Origin of the sequence: Nostoc sp. FACHB-190, from assembly GCF_014696905.1 — a bacterium.
Lineage (GTDB): Bacteria > Cyanobacteriota > Cyanobacteriia > Cyanobacteriales > Nostocaceae > Nostoc_B.
Window position 1 is genome coordinate 80,787 of record NZ_JACJQW010000005.1, and the last position, 21,998, is coordinate 102,784.

A 21,998-nucleotide genomic window follows, 5' to 3' on the forward strand; every position below is an offset into this window, starting at 1 on the left:
CGTCCTTTGCGCCCTTTGCGGTTCGTTTCCATATATATGTTTTTCACGACTAATTTAGGATTGCTATAAAAAATTTATGACTTAATGCAAAAACTCTCTCATACTCTTATAACTTCGTCTCCTACCCTGCCGGAAGCCGCTTGCGCGTCTACGTTTTTTCATACTTTTGTGTAAGTACTAAAATTTAAAATTTAAATTGGCAATTTGCGCTTTAAAGCATAGTAAATTATTCATGCTCTAATGTTAAGTTTAATTCACAATTGTCAACATTTATCAATCTTTAGAAATAGTTGTCGAGAGCATTAAGCTCTAAAATTTACAACGTCTCTTCAAGCTTTTCTTGGCACATTGAAATTCTGAAATAACTATTAAGATAGTAGTCTCAACCTTGCCAAATTTGCATAGTACTTAAAAGCTGAAAATCCCCTCCCACAAACATCTTGAGTGCTGAGTCCGCGCGATCGCAACATCTAAACTCAGTCATCTCATGGGGAATCATCCTCACAAGTTCCTCAAATTCTTTCTTTATAAATTAAAGATAGATGTCACATACAGGGTTGCTCGATGATTACAGCTATTAAATAAATTATTTTTGCAATTTTTTGCCAAAAACAGATGCAGACTTCTCAATTATGGTGATTCTGCATTTACACACCAAAAACTTTCAAGTTATTCGCAATCACAGCCAGAGGTCTATATGCTGAAAAAGATTTTGGTTGCATTGGATCGTTCGGAAATGGGAACAGAGGTTTTTGAGCAAGCATTGACCTTAGCCAAAGCTATATCCGCCCAATTATTGCTGCTGCATGTTCTCTCCCCAGAGGAAGAAGGTAGCCCTTATATTCCCATGTTATCTAATGTGGACTACTATCCAGGTTTGAGCGCCCAAAGTTTAGATTTATACCAAAAACAATGGGATAAATTCAAAGATGAAGGCGTAGGGATGTTGCAATCTTTCTCGGCTCAAGCCAACACAGCCAATGTGACAGCAGAATTTAGCCAAATTTTAGGCAACCCTGGCAATACTATTTGTAAACTGGCTGCTCAATGGAATGCAGACTTAATTGTCATGGGACATCGGGGACGTTCGGGAATAACAGAATTTTTCTTGGGTAGTGTAAGTAACTACGTACTGCATCACGCCCAATGTTCAGTCTTTATCGTCAATCACCCCCCTGTCAAGAAAGAGGCTGACAAACCAGCCGTGACGGTGATTAGTCAGGCTTGACTTAGGGACAAGGGAGACAAGGGAGAGGGGGAAGGGTGGGAGGAGTGGGAGGATGGTGAAGAAATCTTTCCCCCCACACTCCCCTCTCTCCCCACACTCCCCACACTCCCCGCCCCTCCTATAACTCACGAATCTCTAGCAGTAACAATGACAACCGCATCAACCGTAGTTTTACCCCATCCTAGTGGTGATAAACGCCTGAAGATGCTAGACGCAACTATGAAGCGTCACCAGTATCAACAAGATGCCTTAATCGAAATTCTCCACAAAGCCCAAGAACTATACGGTTACTTAGAAAGCGACTTATTACTTTATATTGCTCATAAACTCAAACTGCCTCCCAGCCGAGTTTATGGTGTAGCGACTTTTTACCATTTATTTTCTTTAGCGCCCCAAGGAGTTCATAGTTGTGTGCTGTGTACAGGAACAGCTTGTTACGTCAAAGGCGCTCAAGCAATTTTGGCAAGTGTAGAAAAAATGGCTCATATTCGGGCTGGTGAAACTACAACCAACGGTCAATTATCACTACTGACAGCAAGATGTTTAGGGGCTTGCGGAATTGCGCCGGCTGTGGTGTTTGATGGCACAGTCTTAGGCAATCAAACCCCAGAATCAGTTTGCGATCGCATCCAAGGATGGCTGGAAAATGGAACTCAATGAATTATTAGCAATTGCCAAACAAGAACGCTCTCAAGCTAAACCAGTACAAATTCGTTGCTGTACGGCTGCTGGCTGTTTATCTGGTAACGCCGCCAGTGTTAAACATGAACTGGAAGCAGGAATCAAAGCCGAAGGTTTAGAAAAAGATGTACAAGTTTCTGGTGTGGGCTGTATGCGTTTATGTTGCCAAGGGCCACTAGTTCAAGTTGACACCCCAGCAGGCAGTAAACTTTACGAACAAGTCACCACTCAAGACGCATTTGCAATTATTGAAGCCTTGGATGGCGGCAAAACCCATATTTCCGAAATAGATTTATCCCAGCCATTCTTTAGTTATCAAAAACCCATCGTTTTAGAAAATAGCGGCAAAATTGACCCCGAAAAAATTCAAGCTTATATTGCCGCTAAAGGTTATCAAGCTCTTTACCATGTGTTGCGCGAAATGACACCAGGTGAAGTAGTCGAGACAATTAGCCGCAGTGGTTTGCGCGGACGGGGAGGCGCAGGTTATCCCACAGGAATTAAATGGGCGACTGTTGCTAAAGCCAAAAGCGGCCGCAAATTTGTCATCTGTAACGCCGATGAAGGTGATCCCGGTGCATTTATGGATCGGAGTGTCCTAGAGAGTGATCCCCATCGCGTTTTAGAAGGAATGGCGATCGCGGCTTATGCAGTTGGAGCAAATCAAGGTTATATTTATGTCCGGGCAGAATATCCCGTGGCAATTCATCGGCTGCAAACTGCCATCCATCAAGCCCAACGCCTTGGTTTATTGGGTAGCCAAATTTTTGAATCTCCCTTTGACTTCAAAATCGATATCCGCATTGGTGCTGGGGCTTATGTCTGCGGTGAAGAAACTGCCTTAATGGAGAGTATTGAAGGTAAACGTGGCCTACCTCATCCCCGCCCACCCTATCCGGCTGAATCGGGTTTGTGGGGTCATCCCACCTTAATTAACAACGTCGAAACCTTCGCTAACATCGCACCAATTATTCGTAACGGTGCTGACTGGTTTGCGAATATTGGGACGGAAAAAAGCAAAGGGACAAAAGTTTTCGCCCTCGCAGGCAAAATCCGCAACACAGGCTTAATCGAAGTCCCAATGGGAACCTCCTTACGACAAATTGTCGAAGAAATGGGAGGCGGTATTCCCGATGATGGTACAGCTAAAGCAGTACAAACAGGTGGCCCTTCTGGGGGATGTATCCCTGCTTCCGCCTTTGATACACCTGTAGATTATGAATCCCTGACAAACCTCGGCTCAATGATGGGTTCCGGCGGCATGATTGTCATGGACGATAGTACCAACATGGTAGACGTTGCCCGCTTCTTCATGGAATTTTGCATGGATGAATCCTGCGGTAAGTGTATTCCTTGCCGCGTCGGCACTGTGCAGATGCACAAATTATTAACCAAACTCATGCAAGGCAAAGCAACTCAAGCTGATATGACGCTCCTCGAAGAACTGTGCGATATGGTCAAACACACCAGCCTGTGCGGTTTAGGACAATCTGCACCCAACCCCGTCTTGAGTACATTACGTTACTTCCGCGAGGAATACGTTGAGTTGATTGAAGAGTACTTGGAGTTGATTAAGGAGGAGGAAGTAATGGTGTAAGGGTTTAGAGGTGTAAGGGTGTGAGGGTTAGAGATTAGTGACAAATATTACTAGTTTGCGCGATGTGCGACTTATTCTTGACACCCCTCTCCAAACCTCTCACGCCAGTCGCTACAACGGAGGGAACCTCCGCAACGCGCTGGCTCCCCGGAGCGGAGAGAGGCTTTGAATCTTGCTCCCCTTCCCTACGAGGGAAGGGGTTGGGGGTTAGGTTTTAGAGAAAGTTGCACACGGCGTTAGTTTCCTAAATGTTAAACCTGAATTTTTAAACCCTAACCCTCAACCTCTAACCCCTAATCCCTAGTCCCTCACCTGTAACCTATAACCTGTAACCTCTCACCTAATTATGACCGTAAAAACCTTAACAATTAATGGTCAACTGGTCAGCGCCAGCGAAGAAGAAACGTTGCTAGATGCAGCGCAAGCAGCCGGAATTCATATTCCCACACTGTGCCATGTAGAAGGTGTGGGAGATGTCGGTGCTTGTCGGCTGTGTTTAGTTGAGATTGCCGGCAGTAGTAAATTACAACCTGCTTGCGTGACAAAAGTTAACGAAGGAATGGAGGTTTACACCAATAGCGATCGCCTGCAAAAATACCGTCGCACAATTGTTGAAATGCTGTTTGCGGAAGGCAATCACATTTGTTCTGTGTGCGTAGCAAACGGTAATTGCGAATTACAAGACTTAGCGATTGAAATGGGTATGGATCATGTACGTTTAGATTATCACTTCCCCAATCGCAAAGTAGATGTTTCCCACGATCGCTTCGGTATTGACCATAACCGATGTGTGTTGTGTACTCGCTGTGTCCGTGTTTGTGACGAAATCGAAGGCGCTCACACTTGGGATATGGCAGGCAGGGGTACAAACTCCCACGTCATTACTGACTTGAGTCAGCCCTGGGGAACATCTCAAACTTGTACCTCTTGTGGTAAATGTGTCAACGCTTGCCCCACAGGTGCGATTTTCTACCAAGGTTCCAGTGTTGGGGAAATGAAACATCATCGGGACAAACTTGATTTCTTAGTTACCGCAAGAGAAAAACAGCAATGGAATTTTTAGCCGTTGATTTTGAGTCGAAGCCAGGAGATATATATGAAACTCCGTCGCATCCGAAACATATTTTGGTGGTTGCTAGTAGTCAGTATTTTGACAATATCTATATTCCTGGCTTTAGCAAGTCCCACATCACCAACGGCGATCGCATCTGTTACACATTTAGAAGCCGCCCCTGGCGAAATACTTTATCGCTCACAAACAAAATTAGATGATCAATCAGGACACGTCTGGCAAGTGGTTCTATTTAAGCAGATTTATCCTGGTCAAAATACCAGTGTAAATCTGCGGCTTGTGGGTTTTCCCAACTCCGCCGAATTAATTCATCCCCAACCCCTTAAAATCACCACCGCTTCCGGCAAAGTGTTCACAGCCTCTGACGTGTTCCTCGATGAAGCTCCAGCCCCAACTATCGGCCAGTACGACTTCCAAAATATCTTGCCCCAATTACCCAACGAACCCCTACAACTCGCCATTCCTTTACCTGGACAGAAGTCGATCAATATTTCAGTCCCTTACCCTGTCGTCCTGGAATGGCAGGAAGTTATGAGGGATGAGTAGGGAGTGTGGGAGTTTGGGAGGTGTGGGGAGTGTGGGAAGTGTGGGGGGAGTGGGGAGTGTGGGAAGTGTGGGGAGTGTGGGAAGAGAGGGGGGAAAGATTTCTTCACCATCCTTCCAAACCTCCCCCCTCGCCCTTGTCTCCCCCCTTGCCCTTGTCTCCCCCTTGCCCTTGTCTCCCCCTCGCCCTTGTCTCCCCCCTCGCCCTTGTCTCCCCCCTCACCCTTGTCTCCCCCCTCACCCTTGTCTCCCTCAACTCCCCACTCCCCACTCCCCACTCCCCACTCCCCACTCCCCACTCCCCAAAATCAACTATGACTCGCTTACGACTAGCAACAGTATGGTTAGGCGGCTGTTCTGGCTGTCACATGTCCTTTCTAGATTTAGATGAATGGCTGATAGATTTAGCCGGACTGGTGGATATTGTTTACAGCCCATTCGCTGATATTAAAGAATATCCCCAGGATGTAGATGTAGTTTTGGTGGAAGGTGCGATCGCTAATGAAGAACACTTAACCACAATCCGCACCGTTCGAGAACGTTCTAAACTCTTAATTTCCTTTGGTGATTGTGCTGTGACTGGCAATGTTACCGCCTTACGTAATCCATTAGGTAGCGCCGAACCAGTACTCCAGCGATGTTACGTCGAACTAGTGGATCTTCACCCCCAAATACCCCAAGAACCCGGCATAGTACCCCCGCTATTAGATCAAGTCACACCTGTACATTACGTAGTCCCCGTTGATATTTATTTACCCGGTTGTCCACCCTCAGCAACACGCATTCGCGCCGCATTAGAACCGCTTTTAAAAGGTGAAAAACCACAACTCGCAGGACGCGAATTAATCAAATTTGGTTAAAATTCCCCCTCATCCCCCTTGTCCACCTTGTCTCCCTTGTCCTCCTTGTCCCCTTATTCCCCACTCTATAGGAGATTAATTATGCTAAAAGCCGCAGACATTATGACAAAAGATGTAGCCACCATTCGCAGCTCTGCCACAGTTGCAGAAGCAGTACAGTTAATGCGGGCTAGAGATTGGCGGGCGTTAATTGTCGACCGTCGCCACGAACAAGATGCTTACGGCATTATTAGCGAGAGCGATATTGTCTATAAAGTTATTGCTTATGGTAAAGACCCTCATAAAACACGGGTATACGAGGTTATGACCAAGCCCTGCATCGCAATTAATCCCGACTTGGGTTTAGAATATGTCGCGCGGTTGTTTGCTCAACATCGTTTACACAGAGCGCCTGTTATCCAAGGTGAACTGGTAGGGATCATTTCGCTGACTGATATTTTGGCTTTAAGTGACTTTCTGGAACAACCCCGGTCGATTCTTTTAGAACAACAACTACAAGAAGAGATTAAAAAAGCTCGCGCCATCTGCATAGAAAAAGGTATCCACTCAGAAGAATGCGCCGCAGCTTGGGATGCAGTAGATGAAATGCAATCAGAAATCGCACATCAAACAGCCGTCAAAATCGACAGCACAGCTTTTGAAGATTACTCGGAAAGTGTGAAGTATGAAGTGTGAAGTGAGGGGACAAGGAAGACACGGGCGACACGGGAGACACGGGCGACAAGGGAGACAAGGAGGACAAGGGAGACACGGGCGACACACAAGCATCTTTCTACCTTGTCTTCCCCCTCTACCTTGTCTCCCCACACTCCCCACACTCCCCACTCAGCACTCTTAACCAGCAATGACTAAAAAAATCGTTATCGATCCCGTTACCCGCATTGAAGGACATGCCAAGATTAGTATTTTTTTGGATGATACTGGTCAAGTGAGTGATGCTCACTTTCATGTCACAGAATTTCGCGGGTTTGAGAAGTTTTGCGAAGGTCGGCCGTTGTGGGAAATGCCGGCAATTACCGCTAGGGTTTGTGGTATTTGTCCGGTGAGTCACTTGTTAGCTTCGGCTAAAGCAGGCGATCGCATTTTAGCTGTTACTATCCCACCCACAGCTGCTAAACTCAGAAAGTTGATGAATTTAGGGCAAATTCTCCAATCCCATGCACTGAGCTTCTTTCATCTCAGCGCCCCTGATTTTTTATTGGGAATGGATAGTAATCCCCAAACCCGCAATGTCTTTGGTTTAATTGCAGCAGAACCAGAATTTGCCCGTGGTGGAATTCGTTTACGTCAGTTTGGTCAAGAAATTATTGAGTTACTGGGAGGACAAAAGATTCACCCAGCTTGGGCGGTTCCTGGTGGTGTGCGCGAACCACTCACACAAGAAAATCGCAGCCATATCCAAAACCGCATTCCTGAAGCCCTCACCACGATTTTAAATGCGTTGGCGAGATTTAAAAACTTGCTCGACGATTATGCCGCCGAAGCCCAAACCTTTGGTAATTTCCCTAGTTTATTCATGGGGTTAGTCACTCCCAATGGTTTGTGGGAAACTTACGATGGACATCTCCGCTTTGTGGATAGTGCAGGTAACATCCTTGCCGACAAACTTGATCCCACGCGCTATCAAGAATTTATTGGGGAAGCAGTTCAACCAGACTCTTACTTAAAATCTCCCTACTATCGACCCTTGGGTTATCCTAACCAAAATGACCATTGTCGGATAGATAGTGGGATGTATCGGGTAGGGCCACTGGCAAGGTTGAATATTTGTAATCGAATTGGCACACCTTTAGCTGATCAAGAATTACAAGAATTCCGCGATCGCGGTCAAGGTACAGTCAAATCATCTTTCTTTTATCACTATGCCCGCTTAATCGAAATTATCGCTTGTATCGAACACATTGAAATTTTACTTAACGACCCAGACATTTTATCAACACGACTGCGTGCCGAAGCAGGCATTAACCAACTAGAAGGAGTTGGTGTCAGCGAAGCACCACGCGGCACATTATTTCATCATTATCGCGTTGATGAAAATGGGTTACTGCAAAAAGTCAACTTAATCATTGCCACAGGACAAAATAACCTAGCAATGAATCGTACAGTTGCTCAAATTGCCCGACATTTCATTCAAGGTAATGATATTCCTGAAGGAATGCTCAACCGTGTCGAAGCCGGGATTCGTGCCTTTGACCCCTGTTTAAGTTGTTCAACTCACGCCGCCGGACAAATGCCTTTACAAATTCAACTAATAGCAGCCGATGGCAAAATTATTAATCAAGTTTGGCGGCATTAAACTGTTCTAACAATGTCTCCACACTCGCATTATGATCTAAAAAAGAAAACAAATGGCGATAAAGTAATTTGCCATCTTTATCTAACACAAACTGCGCTGGTAAAGGCGCTCCCAAAGCTTGCCCAACTCGATATCTCCGAAATACTTGGCAACTGGGATCACTTAACAAAGGCATTTTTAAGCCCAAATCTTGGACAACTATTTGACTCTGCTTTTCATCAGTACTTGTAATCATTAATACTTCAATACCACGTTTTGTAAATTCCTCATAGTTTTCATTCAAAGCTTTAATATGGGGATAACAAAACGGGCAGTATTGCTTTTCGGTAAAGATACGAGTAAACGCCAGTAATACTGGTTGCTTACCACGATAATCTGATAATTTTACTAAATTACCGTTAGTAATATCCGGTAATTGAAAATCTGGTGTACCTATTTCCAAATTGAAGTAACTAATTGCAGGTATTGGCAAGAAGTTACGGAAAAATCGCTCATTAAATAAGCCTCTAAAATCAGTTGAAGTTAGCATAACAAGCCTCACAATAATAATTTCGTGTTTTTGTTTGAAATATTGATAATGGATATATCCATTTTATCTTCCTATCATTATCCTATCCTGCTTCCCGATGTAGCATACAGATGAGAAAAAATAGATAATAGACACCATTACCTACTCAACTTTTGGTGTTTCCTCAGAATTAGTTGTTTCTTGTTGATTGCTAGAATGTAAAGTATCACGAGTTGTTAAAAACTTTTTACCTAAATCTGTAACACAAAGATATTTAGTCAAATCGATTGGTTGTCTACCATAATCGCTTGCTTTCACCAAATCGCTAATATAACCAGAATTAGTCTGAATTAATTTCAAATCTCGCAAACGTCTTAATTCATCAGCGACCTTTTCTGACACATAAAAGTTATAGTTAGTATTTGCTTGTAAATGCTGATCAAGTTGAGCAATCTTTTCATAATCTTTATCTCCTAATAAAAAATTATACATAAACGCTTGCATTTCTTCTAAGTTTTTTTGTTGCTTTTCTAACTGTTCTAGTTGTTGTGCTTGCAGTTCATCGATTTCTTTTTTCTGTTTATTGACTTCTTGCTTTAGTTCCCTAAACTTAGCTGTAATCCCACCTTCTTTAGAAATACCAAAATCCTCTAATCTATTGAGCAAATTAGAGTTGAAAAATAAAATAATAGCAATAACTAAAATATCAGGAATTTCTATTTTTCTGGGCTGTTGTCCTTCTTTAAAAAAGATGGGACTAATTAAGCTAAATATCAGATATCCTAATGCTAATAGCGAGACAATTTCAATCCACCAATTTCTGCGAGCTTTATTCTGATCGTCCTGTGGTTTCTGCTTTGTTTGGTTTTGATTATTTTCTTGATTCATCAGTGACTACTTTTAATTTAATAAGACAGAAACACGGTATAAGGAAATTGCAACGTATTTTTTATACCAATTCCATGAGAGGCTACATATCAACGTAGGTTGTGCAATTCCCAAAAATTATAAATTAATAAGTCAGCAAATTTTTAGCATTGCCCACCTTACCTTAATAGGATTTACGCAACTCGCATATTTTTTCTGTAGGGTGTGTGACGCGACGAGAAGATTTGAACGGAGTCATCAGATTTATAGCGTCACGCACCAACCACCAATTATGACACTTACGTAAGTCTCGCTTAATCGCAATAAAGTAGCAGATGTAAGTTGATAAGATGTAACCGTATTTTTTTGTAATTTACAAACCCATGACAGTACGATAATGAGCTTCAATCTCCACGACAGTTGGCGAATAACGCTGAATATCCCACTGACTGCGTTGGAATAATTCTTGTCGCAACTCATCAACATTAATCTTAGTTACTTGATGATTATCTACTATTTGTTTGCCATTTACCCACACACTATCAACAGCGTTTGTCGGTCTACCTAAAACTAATAGACCGATGGGATCAGTCCGAGGTAATAATGATAAACTGGTCAAATCATAAAGGACTAAATCAGCTTGTTTACCAACATTTAAAGAACCAATTTTATCTGACATATTCAAACCTTTAGCACCACCCAAAGCTGCCATTTCTGTTGCTTGTCGGGGTGTAATCCAATATTGATAATCTCGTTCTGTGGTGTTGTGCAGAATTGAACCAATTTTAATCGCTTCTAATAAATCTTGGGAATCATTACTCGAAGCACCATCACAACCAAATGTGACATTTACTTGAGCTTGGCGATATTTTAAAATTGGCGCAATTCCACTGCCTAAACGCAAATTACTTAAGGGATTATGCACAACTGTAGATTGAGTTTCGGCGAGAATTTCAATATCCAATTCATTTAACCACACACAATGGGCGAGAGAAGTCCGATCGCCTAAATAACCCAGGCGTTTAAGATGTTCAACAGCACTACAACCGTATTTTTCCTGGGCGAGTTTTTCTTGGGCTTTGGTTTCCAACAAATGGGAGTGACGACATAAATTATAGCGATCGCTCAACTCAATACAACCAGTAAATAAAGCATCACTACACAACTGAATCCCCGTAGGCGCAACTAAAATACTCACCCCTTCATCCGGGCGATGAAATTGTCTAACGGCTTCCTCCACAAGTGCTAAAGTTTCCGCAGTCGAACGAAAATAAGGCTCGTGGTTACGTTCATTTTCCCCAGAAGGAATACCGGCGGTTAAAGATTCATCTTGAATTAACGGTGCAATAAAAGCCCGAATCCCAATTTCTCGGTAAGCGCGAACCGCCGCCGTGATGGTTTCTAACTCTTCCCCAGGAATCAATACCAAATGATCTACAACACTCGTACCCCCAGATAGTAAAGTTTCTACCGCCGTTCCCAAGGCGCTGAGATAGACTTTTTCTGTGTCGAGGGGGGGAAAATCATACAACTGCGCCAACCATAATTCTAAAGGCAAAGGCGGAATAATTCCCCGTTGCCACTTTTCCGAAGAATGGGTGTGGGCGTTAACAAAACCGGGTAGTAGTAGCTTATGTTCGCCGTTAACTGCCGTCCCCACAACATCAAGATGAGGTGCGATCGCTGCAATTTTACCATCTACAACCTGCACATCTGTGGTGGAGTACCCATCATCAGTAGAAATTAAGACATTTTTAATAGTAAAGTTCACGATTTAAACCTTGATTAAGTAATTGAACGCTCTACCTGTTTTCAAGTTACAAAATAGAAATAGGTGTTGGGTGTTGCAAATTTATGAATCAGCCTCTGCGGACTTTGGGAGTTGCGCCAAATGCTTGGATGGTAGATCATGCGATCGCAGATATTACCCGTTCTCCCAAAAACCCACAACCCGTTATCTTAACAACCGAAACTAAAACCCTGCGCCTTGACTTGGCAAAAGCCGCCATTCTTGTTATTGACATGCAAAACGACTTTTGTCATCCCGATGGCTGGTTAGCGCATATTGGCGTGGATGTGACTCCCGCACGTCAACCCATTGAACCGTTAAATAATTTACTGCCCAAACTGCGTCATGTTAACGTGCCGGTAATTTGGGTAAATTGGGGTAATCGTCCCGACTTACTCAATATCAGTGCGGCTTCCCGTCACGTCTATAACCCTAGCGGTGATGGTGTGGGCTTAGGCGACTGCTTACCCAAAAACGGTGCTAGGGTATTAATGGCAGGTAGTTGGGCAGCAGCCGTAGTTGATGAACTACCACAGTTACCCGAAGATATCCGCATCGACAAATACCGTATGAGTGGCTTTTGGGACACACCCTTAGATAGTATTCTGCGGAATTTGGGAATTACTACAATATTTTTTGCTGGTGTGAATGCTGATCAATGTGTATTAACTACACTCTGTGACGCTAATTTTTTAGGATATGACTGCATTTTAGTTAAAGATTGTACCGCGACAACTTCACCCGATTATTGTTGGTTAGCAACCTTATACAACGTTAAACAGTGCTTTGGTTTCGTCACCGATTCCCAAGCAATTTTCACCGCTTTAAGCCACCCCAAATTAACAGGAGAGGATGATTAAGATGCACTCTACTCGTTGCGTAATTCCTGTTATTAAATCTCCCAAAGATTATCAAGCATACCGCATCAGCCCTCATGATAGTAATCGATTAGCAATTATCTTTGATTCCACCAACGCCAATACTTCTTTAACTTGTTGTGTAGAAATATTTGATGTGGGTGGACAAACACCGCCAAATCGCCATCAATGGGCAGTAGAAATGTTTTTTATTCTCAAAGGTGAAGGAGTAGCTATTTGTGATGGTAAAAAAGTCGCTATTAAAGCCGGAGATAGTTTATTAGTACCGCCCACAGGCACACACTTAATTAAAAATACAGGCTCTAGCCGCCTGTATACCTTAACAATTATGGTTCCAAATGAAGACTTTGCTGAATTAATTCGCAGTGGCACACCTGTAGAATTAGATGCAGAAGATATGGCAGTATTTGGCAGGTTAGATACCTTTATGCCTTATTGAATAAAAATTCAGAGAATTTTAGAAAATTGTAGGGTGCGTTGAAGCAAAGCGTAACGCACCTTATTGGCATTACAAGTCTAACTATGTTGCTTTTTACGGGAATTTACGGCAATCTGGATGTAGTCACTGCCTATAGCGTCTATGTTTGATGCCTTCTTAGCTCACAATAGTCAGTTGTAGGTGGCTTTGGGTGGTCGCTTTCTCTTCTCTCGCGCAGAGACTTGTAAAGTGTATCACGCCCTAACGGGAAGTCAAAAATCAAAAGTCAAAAGATTATCTTTCCAGAAGTAGCGACTGTCTTAAAAATCAAGCTCATCATTTTATCTTTTTTCAATAAACCTCATCATGAGTGCCAATATCAACTAGCACGATCTCATCCTCATCAGATGTAAGGTTGGGTGTAGCGATAGCGATAGCGTAACCCAACCTTACTATTTTCTAAAGGAAAAAGACTCATCATCAAATCTGTTTCCTGTCACCTGTCACCTGTTTCCTATAATGTATCCATTGCCACCTGTGCCTGTGGATTTTATGCTTAGACTATATGGTTTGAAAAATTTTGTTACTACTATGTCCATAAAGTTATCAGGTCAGTTTAGTACATTGTCGATAATGCCTTTATTTTTGGGAAGTTCCTTGGCGATGATTTCCCAGATTTATCCAGCCCAAGCACAAATCAACAATCATCATCTTTTGTTGTCACAACAAACAGTCATTGAAACTTTACCACCACCGCCAGATACTTCCGTTACCCCAGATAATCAACAAACTTTGCCCCAAATACAACCAGGGCAAATTGAGCAATATGATTCTACTCCTTTTCCCTACCCATCTACAGATAATCAGTCTCAACAAAATCCTGTATTAATTCAACCGAGTCAGCCAAATCAATATAGCCAAAACTTTGAACGTTACTTTGTCTATGTTGACAGTGATAATTACCAAACACTGCAAAGAGTCCGGCAAATTGAACCAGAGGCTTACATCCGTCCATATCAAGGACGTTCGATTATTCAGTCAGGAGTGTTTAACAGGCGATCTAACGCTGAGGATCGGGTGAGACAACTAGAATTTTCTGGTATTCGTGGTGCAAGAATTGTCAGCTTTTCTAACGGGCAGGAAATACAAAATTTTAGCAGTAGTAATAGTAGCAGCAATTCTCAAAAGAGAAGTAATCGGTATTATGTTGTGATTCCTGGGAGAACTCAAGATTTACCTGTAATTGCTAATACAATCATCCGTAAAAGTGGCTATTCTAGCTTAGTGCAAGAAAGACAAAGACCCTTTGGCCCTCATGTAGCTGTAGGGCCATTTGTGGAACGGGGTGATGCAGATAGATGGAATAGATATGTCCGGGATTTAGGATTTGGCGATGCGAGGGTCTATTACGCTAGGTAAGTGCTGAGTGCCGAGTTCTGAGTTAAAAGTAAAGAGTAAACATCTGGAGATTTTTTGAATAATTCAGAATCTAGAAGCGATTCCCTGCGCTTGTCGAAGGGTCAGAATTGCTCAGAGTTTGTTAATCAGTAATAATCAATTTTTTAGCAGAAGATTGATGAATTAATAATTCTGGCTTCTGACTCCTGACTTCTGAATTCTCTTTCACTAACTTTTAACTCAACTCCTATCAGCAACTAAATCTGGAAATTTATAACAATGCCAAACCCGTCTCTTATTCAGATCAACCACGCGCAAAACAGACAAGAATATACTGCACAAGTTGTAGTCACGGCCGTGCAGATGCGGGACATTGAAGAACGGATTTTTGCCGCAGGGATGCCTGTAGCTGCTTTGATGGAAAAGGTCGCTGGACTGATTGCCCTGCGCGTGCAGCAGTTATTTCCTTTGTCTGATAATTTATGCCGTGTAGGTATTTTAGTTGGCCCTGGTCATAATGGTGGGGATGCTTTGGTTGTAGCCCGTGAATTACACTTTCGTGGGTATGAAGTTTGGATATATTCGCCTTTTTCTAAGTTAAAAGAATTAACTGCACAGCATTTACAATATGCTCAAAGTTTGGGTATTTCTTGTTATCAAAATATTGAACAATTACCGAATTGTGATTTTTTAATTGATGGTTTATTTGGATTTGGGTTAGAAAGACCGCTTACTGATGCGATCGCATCTACAATTAATCAATTCAATGAATGGCAAAAACCAATTATTAGTATTGATATCCCGTCTGGGTTGCATACCGATACTGGGGAAGTTTTAGGGACGGCAATTCGCGCTACTTACACATTATGCTTGGGTTTGTGGAAGTTGGGTTTATTGCAGGATCATGCTTTAGAGTATGTCGGCAAAGCAGAGTTAATTGATTTTGATATTTCCTTGGCAGATATAGAAGCGGTATTGGGAGATACACCAAGAATTAGACGAATTACTAGAAAAACAGCACTTTCTACTTTACCTCTGCCACGTCCAGCAGTAACCCACAAGTATAAAGAAGGACATTTATTATTAATTTGTGGTTCGCGGCGTTATGCTGGTGGGGCAATTTTAACAGCTTTGGGGGCGCGGGCTAGTGGTGTGGGAATGCTCTCTGTAGCGGTTCCTGAATCATTAAAATATCTTCTGGTGTCACATTTACCGGAAGCATTAATTATTGGTTGCCCAGAAACCGAGACGGGGGCAATTTTAGAATTAACATTACCAGAGAATACTAATTTAAATGCTTTTAGTGCGATCGCCTGTGGCCCTGGTTTAACCCGTGAAGCTACTCCCATTGTGCAGCAAGTTATTAAGAGCGATCGCACCTTGCTTCTGGATGCCGATGGTTTAAATATTCTGGCACAGCTAGATACCATCCCCACTTTACAAACACGACAAGCGACAACCGTCCTCACTCCCCACACAGGTGAATTTCACAGGTTATTTCCCAACGTATCAGATGCCAAACACGACAGAATCAAAGCCGTCAGAGAAGCCGCAGCCCAAAGTGGCGCAGTGGTATTGTTAAAAGGCGCGAGGACTGCCATTGCCAATTCTCAAGGTAACGTCTGGATTAATCCTGAAAGTACCCCAGCCTTAGCCCGTGGTGGTAGTGGTGACGTGTTAACTGGCTTACTGGGTGGTTTATTGGCACAAGCAACAAAAAAACAAATTCCTGTAGAAGATATCGTCGCTACTGCTGCTTGGTGGCATTCCCAAGCCGGAATTTTAGCAGCCCAAGAACGCACAGAACTAGGTGTAGATGCCCATACATTGACGCAATATTTAATGCCGAGTGTGAAGTATGAAGTATGAAGTATGAAGTATGAAGTATGAAGTATGAAGTATGAAATTTTACTTCGGGTATTTATGAGGAATTGTTGAGTAAAAAAACTAGCCTCTAGCCCCTCACCCCACATCATTCCTAAACTTTACACTTCAGTCGGGCATCGCTACTCCAGCATGATCGGGGTTCACTGCTTCAGTTTCGGGCGAAATGATAGTATTAATAGAGTTTCAATATCAAACGTAAAATAAAAGCAAATCTTTTAGTAGATTTATTTCATCTACGTTTTTGTGTTTTTGAGTGAATTTTCATTTCCTACCCATCTCCTACTAAAAAAGCTGGGTTAGGTTAAATTCTTATAATCAATACCAAAGCTATATTTCCCATCCCCCTTGATTTAGTTCCATAACCGCCATGTTAAAACTCCTGTTGGGCGATCCCAACGCTCGTAAACTGAAAAAATACCAACCTTACATCACGGAAATTAATCTCTTAGAGGAAGAAATTAAAGCTCTCTCTGATGAGGAATTAAAAGGTAAAACCGGAGAATTCAAACAGCGTCTTGCGAAAGGCGAAACTCTGGATGATATTTTGCCCGAAGCATTTGCCGTGGTTAGAGAAGCAGGACGGCGAGTCTTAGGGTTGCGACACTTTGATGTCCAGATGTTGGGCGGTATCATCCTGCACTCTGGGCAAATTGCGGAAATGAAAACTGGGGAAGGCAAAACCCTGGTAGCAACCTTACCTAGCTATTTAAATGCTCTCACGGGTAAGGGTGTCCACGTCGTGACTGTCAACGACTACCTAGCTCGTCGGGACGCGGAGTGGATGGGACAGGTGCATCGCTTCCTCGGCTTGAGTGTGGGACTCATTCAGGCGACCATGAACCCCAGCGAGCGCCAAAAGAACTACGAATGTGATATTACTTACGTTACCAATAGTGAAGTCGGCTTTGACTACCTGCGCGACAACATGGCCACTTCAATGGCTGATGTGGTGCAACGTCCGTTTAACTATTGTGTCATTGATGAAGTAGACTCAATTTTAATTGATGAAGCTCGCACACCATTGATTATTTCTGGTCAGGTAGAAAGACCGACAGAAAAATATTTACAAGCGGCGGAAATCGCCCTGACACTGAGAAAAGATGACCATTACGAGGTAGATGAAAAAGCTCGTAACGTGTTGCTGACTGATGAAGGCTTTGCGGAAGCAGAAGAGCTTTTAGGTGTCACAGATTTATTTGACCCGGAAGATCCTTGGGCGCACTTTGTATTTAACGCGATTAAAGCCAAAGAATTGTTCTTAAAGGATGTCAATTACATCGTTCGTAATGGTGAGGTCGTCATTGTAGACGAATTTACCGGACGGGTATTACCGGGACGGCGCTGGAGTGATGGTCTACACCAAGCCATTGAAGCCAAAGAACACGTAGAAATTCAGCCGGAAACTCAAACTCTAGCCACAATTACCTATCAAAACTTGTTCTTGCTGTATCCCAAATTAGGCGGGATGACCGGAACAGCCAAGACTGAAGAAGCTGAGTTTGAAAAAATTTACAAACTAGAAGTCAGTATCATTCCGACTAACCGCATCAGAAAACGGCAAGATTTGTCGGATTTGGTGTTTAAGACAGAGGCGGGTAAATGGACAGCGATCGCCAGAGAATGTGCCGAAATGCACGAACTTGGTCGCCCGGTACTCGTAGGAACCACTAGTGTCGAAAAATCAGAATATCTCAGCCAACTCCTCAAACAAGCAGGTATTCCCCACGAATTACTCAACGCCCGCCCCGAAAACGTGGAACGGGAAGCGGAAATTGTCGCCCAGGCAGGACGGAGAGGTGCTGTTACCATTGCGACCAACATGGCGGGTCGAGGTACAGACATCATCCTCGGTGGTAACTCCGAATACATGGCGCGGTTGAAATTGCGGGAATATTTTATGCCACGCATTGTCCAACCAGAAGACGAAGATGTCTTTGGTGTACAGAGGGCGAGTGGTAGTTTACCTGGTGGACATGGTGGCGGCCAAGGTTTTGCCCCAGGGAAAAAAGTCAAAACTTGGAAAGCTTCACCAGAAATCTTCCCCACCCAACTTTCTAAAGAAACCGAAAAACTACTGAAAGAAGCGGTAGATGTTGCAGTCAGGGAATATGGCGATCGCAGTTTACCAGAACTAGAAGCGGAAGATAAGGTGGCAGTGGCAGCCGAAAAAGCACCCACCACAGACCCAGTAATTCAGAAGTTACGCGAAGCATACAACCGCATTAAGCACGAGTACGAACAGTTCACAGACAGCGAACACAATAACGTCGTCGAAATCGGTGGTCTGCACGTAATAGGTACAGAACGCCACGAGTCACGCCGCATTGACAACCAGTTGCGGGGACGCGCCGGACGACAAGGAGACCCTGGTTCCACCAGATTTTTCCTCAGTTTAGAAGATAACTTATTGCGGATCTTTGGTGGCGATCGCGTTGCTGGTTTAATGAACGCCTTCCAAGTCGAAGAAGATATGCCTATTGAGTCGGGAATGCTGACTCGCAGCTTAGAAGGCGCACAGAAAAAAGTCGAAACCTACTACTACGACATCCGTAAACAAGTATTTGAATACGACGAGGTAATGAACAACCAACGTCGCGCCATCTACGCCGAACGCCGTCGGGTATTAGAAGGGCAAGACTTAAAAGAACAAGTCATCAAATACGCCGAAAAAACGATGGACGACATCGTTGACTACTACATCAACCCAGATTTGCCCTCAGAAGAATGGGAATTAGAAAAACTGGTTGAGAAAGTCAAAGAATTCGTCTACTTGCTATCAGATATGCAGGCAAATCAACTAGAGGATATGTCTGTCAGCGAGATTAAAGCATTCCTCCACGAACAGGTGCGAATTGCCTACGACATGAAAGAAGCGCAAATTGACCAAGTGCAACCAGGACTGATGCGTCAAGCCGAACGCTTCTTCATCTTGCAGCGTATTGATACCTTGTGGCGCGAACACCTGCAACAAATGGATGCTTTACGCGAGTCTGTAGGTTTGCGTGGTTACGGTCAAAAAGACCCGCTAATTGAATATAAGAGCGAAGGTTATGAACTATTCCTCGATATGATGGTCAACATCCGCCGAGATGTAGTTTACTCCTTGTTCATGTTCCAACCCCAGCCTCAGCCAGTGGTGCAAACATCATCGGAAATGGTGTAGCAGAGTTATTAAATATCTCACGCAAAGGCGGCAGCGCGTTACGGGGTTTTCTCCCGTTGTAGCGACTGCCGCACAAAGTTTTTTGAATGATAAAAATTAATAATCCTTAATAGCCTGCACTACTAAGGATTCCTTAAAAATAAAAATACTCACAATCCAAACCGTCTCTTAAAAATCATCCAGAAACTGACTGAGACGACTAATCACAGGGTCAACATCTTCAGAAGGTGCAGCAGCGTAGGTAGTGTTAACCATTTCCATTGCGGGGACTGTTGACACTACAGGCGCTGGCGCTGGTGAAGTTGGAGGCTGATGGTGAATAATCTGCGGTCGCTCTGTCACCAAAATTGCGAGATGCGCCATCTGTTGCGTGAGTTGCACAATATGGCGTTCCATCGCCTCCAAACGATTCGATTCTTTAGCGAAAAAACGTTCCTCTAGGTCAGCCACTTGGCGTTGCAGTTCATCGATTTTCTGTTCAACCGACTCTGCGGCTATTGGTTTGGAAGCAGGTTTAACAGCTTCCGGGACACATAAAAATTGCCATAGGGCTTCTTTACAGAGGTCGCTAAAAGTCTTGTCTGGTTGAGGCTCTAAATGGCTTTCTACCAGCGACAACAAGCTTTCATCTGCAACTTCTGGGTTGAACGTCACCGATTTAACTACTTTTTTTGACCATTGGAACATTGACTTTAAGACCTAGCAGCACGAACGGCGGATAATTGCGCCTCTCCATAAATATACTGCCCCAAGGCGTTAGCTTGGCGAGATGGTGCAGCTAGATGGGCGTTGATTTGAGCATCTTTTAACAGACGTTGCACATCTTCCCAGAAGAATTCGCCGCCGCCGCCTGTGATAATCACATCAGTCACACGCTCAGGTAGCCAAGCAAGGACACGGCTGCAAATATCACGGGAAAACATCTCAATCAAGTTGGGGAGAAAATCATCCAGGTTGGCAGGCTTGCTAGAGCCTTTGGGACGATAGAAACGTTCTCCTCTAGGTTTGTTCACCGCAGAAATGAGTGCTAGAGATTGGCTGTCTGCGCCTTCAATTTCTTTCGCTACCATTTCATAGAATTTGCTCATCCCAAAATCTTCACTCTTAGAAGCACCACGAGCGAAGCGGAAATTATCTACCATCAACAAATCGATGGTTTGATGTCCAATATCGACAATAGCGGCTGATACTTTGGTAAAGTCGGGGCTGCCTGCACCTTTTTTGGGTTGAGCTTCACACCAAAGAAGACTACCGTAACCTTCAGGCATTACCCAAACTTTATTGATGTTGAGAGAGACACTTTCGCCTCTAAAATTCATCACGTGAGGGCCAGTCAGCTGACTGATGATCTGGGCTTTTTCTTTTTCAAACTGCTCCAAAGAGAGGAAGGGTAGACCCAGGACGATGGAAATTTCGTCTTTTAGCTTGAAGTAGCCAGCACAAGCTAAAACTTTAGCCAATGCGTCTTCTACCTTAGATTTACCAACTCCAAGGTTTGCGCCAAAATCGGCGGCGAGTTGACCGACTGCATAGCCACTGCCTTGATACTCCAGCCACAAGTCCATTAAAGGATCTGTCGCACGGGCTTCAAAAATACCTCCCCGGACTTCTTCCATTGACATTTGTTTGACATTGGCGGGGATGAAAACCACATTACCGGGTTCGCGGCTGACAGAAGTCTTGGTTGATGTTCTGCCTAAGTCCACACTGAGAATAGCCTTGCCAGAACTGCCATTTGTTTTAACAGGAGTAGCAGTATTAATTGGGGTAGCGGCTGAAACCCGGTTGAGTGGGATAGCAGCAGCATTCATTGGGGTAGCGGCGGAAGGTTGGTCTGTCATGAAAGCTCCTAGTCCTTTCTTAACTGTCAAAATTTAACTTGCTCATCTTACATACAAACATGCGAGATACCAAAAATTCTAGGTTTCGTCAAGTGTAGCTAAAAATACGCCTAATGCTGATTTAGGCGATCGCAAATTCAGCATTATTTGGCATAGTGTAGGCGAATTTTTACCAGATGTAACCCCCCAACTTTAAATAAACTTTAAATCAGGGTGGTGTATTTTAGTGTCTAGTCCGTTTCTGCCTACGCTTGAGTATCCAGACCACAAATGCCAAAACCAAAGTCCCAAGCACAATTTTTGATACTGGGGCAAGGTACTTGTCCACAAGTTCATACTGGCTACCCAAAATATACCCTGAGTATGTTAACAAACCTACCCAGGCAGCACTACCCAAGGTTGTATAAAATAAAAATGGTAGCAGAGGCATATCGCTAATGCCTGCTGGCACGGAAATCAATGTACGGATTCCCGGTACAAGACGACCAATTAACACTGCTTTGCTACCTTGAGAATCAAACCAATGCTTTGCTTTGGTAATATCTTTGCTGGATATGGTTAACCACTTACCGTACTGATCCGCCCATCGTTTTAGGCGCTGTTCGCCCAAAAACTTACCAGGATAGTACCACACAAGTGCGCCAGCTACAGAACCTACAAGTCCAGCAAAAAATACTCCCAGAATATTTAATCGGTCTGGTGTTGCCCTAGCGGTAAATCCTGCCAGTGGCATAATCAATTCTGAAGGAATTGGGGGAAACAGGTTCTCTACAAACATTAACAGTGCAATTCCTACGTATCCCAAGGAATTGATCGTATTAGTAATCCATTCAAGCATTGAGTATATTCCTAAAACTGCGGCACAAGTTTGTTTGCCTAATCTAGCCTTAATCTTCTTAAAACTTTACTGATAATCCGTCATCTCTGGGGTAATGATTAGCCAAATTTTAGGGGCGCAATAATTACGCCCCT

General features: G+C 43.5%; 19 protein-coding genes. 13 read left to right on the forward strand and 6 right to left on the reverse strand.

Annotation, left to right across the window (positions count from 1 at the left end):
* The first annotated feature begins 697 nt into the window (after positions 1-697).
* The 8 genes from H6G28_RS08220 to H6G28_RS08255 all read left to right on the forward strand — a co-directional run bounded on the left by H6G28_RS08220 (position 698) and on the right by H6G28_RS08255 (position 8,277).
* Positions 698-1,228, forward strand: a complete 531-nt coding sequence (locus tag H6G28_RS08220; RefSeq protein WP_190670192.1) for a universal stress protein — start codon at positions 698-700, stop codon at positions 1,226-1,228.
* Positions 1,229-1,375: 147 nt separating this feature from the next.
* On the forward strand, positions 1,376-1,888 hold the full coding sequence (gene hoxE / locus H6G28_RS08225; RefSeq protein ID WP_190670194.1) for a bidirectional hydrogenase complex protein HoxE: 513 nt from the start codon (positions 1,376-1,378) through the stop codon (positions 1,886-1,888).
* Positions 1,875-3,506 (forward strand): NADH-quinone oxidoreductase subunit NuoF, encoded by a 1,632-nt coding sequence (nuoF, locus tag H6G28_RS08230; RefSeq protein WP_190591568.1) that lies wholly within the window; start codon positions 1,875-1,877, stop codon positions 3,504-3,506. Before hoxE ends, nuoF begins: the two co-directional genes overlap by 14 nt.
* 346 nt (positions 3,507-3,852) lie before the next feature.
* Positions 3,853-4,569, forward strand: coding sequence for a bidirectional hydrogenase complex protein HoxU (gene hoxU, locus H6G28_RS08235; protein WP_190670196.1), 717 nt, complete (start codon positions 3,853-3,855; stop codon positions 4,567-4,569).
* A 33-nt stretch (positions 4,570-4,602) separates the two neighbouring features.
* On the forward strand, positions 4,603-5,124 hold the full coding sequence (locus H6G28_RS08240; protein WP_190670197.1) for a DUF3122 domain-containing protein: 522 nt from the start codon (positions 4,603-4,605) through the stop codon (positions 5,122-5,124).
* 311 nt (positions 5,125-5,435) lie between these two features.
* Positions 5,436-5,981 (forward strand): NADH-quinone oxidoreductase subunit B family protein, encoded by a 546-nt coding sequence (locus H6G28_RS08245; protein WP_190589892.1) that lies wholly within the window; start codon positions 5,436-5,438, stop codon positions 5,979-5,981.
* Between the two features lie 81 nt (positions 5,982-6,062).
* On the forward strand, positions 6,063-6,656 hold the full coding sequence (locus tag H6G28_RS08250) for a CBS domain-containing protein (RefSeq protein WP_190589893.1): 594 nt from the start codon (positions 6,063-6,065) through the stop codon (positions 6,654-6,656).
* Positions 6,657-6,825: 169 nt separating this feature from the next.
* Positions 6,826-8,277, forward strand: a complete 1,452-nt coding sequence (locus H6G28_RS08255; protein ID WP_190670199.1) for a Ni/Fe hydrogenase subunit alpha — start codon at positions 6,826-6,828, stop codon at positions 8,275-8,277.
* On the opposite strand, the gene H6G28_RS08260 is transcribed toward H6G28_RS08255, so the two are convergent.
* The 3 genes from H6G28_RS08260 to H6G28_RS08270 form a co-directional block, all read right to left on the reverse strand.
* On the reverse strand, positions 8,255-8,806 hold the full coding sequence (locus H6G28_RS08260) for a peroxiredoxin family protein (RefSeq protein ID WP_190670201.1): 552 nt from the start codon (positions 8,804-8,806) through the stop codon (positions 8,255-8,257). The two genes, H6G28_RS08255 and H6G28_RS08260, sit on opposite strands and share 23 nt — an antisense overlap.
* Before the next feature lie 141 nt (positions 8,807-8,947).
* Positions 8,948-9,673 carry a hypothetical protein gene (locus H6G28_RS08265; protein WP_190670203.1) on the reverse strand — a complete coding sequence of 242 codons (726 nt, stop codon included), beginning with the start codon at positions 9,671-9,673 and terminating at the stop codon, positions 8,948-8,950.
* A 352-nt stretch (positions 9,674-10,025) separates the two neighbouring features.
* Complete coding sequence (locus H6G28_RS08270) at positions 10,026-11,423, reverse strand: amidohydrolase (protein WP_190670205.1); 1,398 nt, start codon at positions 11,421-11,423, stop codon at positions 10,026-10,028.
* A gap of 83 nt (positions 11,424-11,506) precedes the next feature.
* Here H6G28_RS08270 and H6G28_RS08275 point away from each other — a divergent pair, with 83 nt between their 5' ends.
* The 5 genes from H6G28_RS08275 (at position 11,507) to secA (ending at position 19,185) form a co-directional block, all read left to right on the forward strand.
* Positions 11,507-12,301 (forward strand): cysteine hydrolase family protein, encoded by a 795-nt coding sequence (locus H6G28_RS08275; protein WP_190589898.1) that lies wholly within the window; start codon positions 11,507-11,509, stop codon positions 12,299-12,301.
* 1 nt (position 12,302) lies between these two features.
* Entirely contained in the window at positions 12,303-12,758 is a 456-nt protein-coding gene (locus H6G28_RS08280) for a cupin domain-containing protein (RefSeq protein ID WP_190589899.1), read from the forward strand.
* 570 nt (positions 12,759-13,328) lie between these two features.
* On the forward strand, positions 13,329-14,156 hold the full coding sequence (locus H6G28_RS08285) for a hypothetical protein (protein ID WP_190589900.1): 828 nt from the start codon (positions 13,329-13,331) through the stop codon (positions 14,154-14,156).
* 258 nt (positions 14,157-14,414) lie between these two features.
* Positions 14,415-16,004, forward strand: a complete 1,590-nt coding sequence (locus H6G28_RS08290; RefSeq protein ID WP_190670207.1) for an NAD(P)H-hydrate dehydratase — start codon at positions 14,415-14,417, stop codon at positions 16,002-16,004.
* A 385-nt stretch (positions 16,005-16,389) separates the two neighbouring features.
* Positions 16,390-19,185: a preprotein translocase subunit SecA gene (gene secA / locus H6G28_RS08295; RefSeq protein ID WP_190670209.1), complete on the forward strand. Its 2,796-nt coding sequence runs from the start codon at positions 16,390-16,392 to the stop codon at positions 19,183-19,185.
* Between the two features lie 168 nt (positions 19,186-19,353).
* Here the strand turns inward: secA and fcmC are convergent, their stop codons facing one another.
* The 3 genes from fcmC to H6G28_RS08310 all read right to left on the reverse strand — a co-directional run bounded on the left by fcmC (position 19,354) and on the right by H6G28_RS08310 (position 21,864).
* Positions 19,354-19,872, reverse strand: coding sequence for a filament morphology membrane protein FcmC (gene fcmC / locus H6G28_RS08300; protein WP_190589903.1), 519 nt, complete (start codon positions 19,870-19,872; stop codon positions 19,354-19,356).
* 5 nt (positions 19,873-19,877) lie between these two features.
* Positions 19,878-21,026, reverse strand: coding sequence for a filament morphology actin-like protein FcmB (fcmB, locus tag H6G28_RS08305; protein WP_190589904.1), 1,149 nt, complete (start codon positions 21,024-21,026; stop codon positions 19,878-19,880).
* A gap of 223 nt (positions 21,027-21,249) precedes the next feature.
* Positions 21,250-21,864: a DedA family protein gene (locus H6G28_RS08310; protein WP_190589905.1), complete on the reverse strand. Its 615-nt coding sequence runs from the start codon at positions 21,862-21,864 to the stop codon at positions 21,250-21,252.
* Positions 21,865-21,998 lie beyond the last annotated feature (134 nt).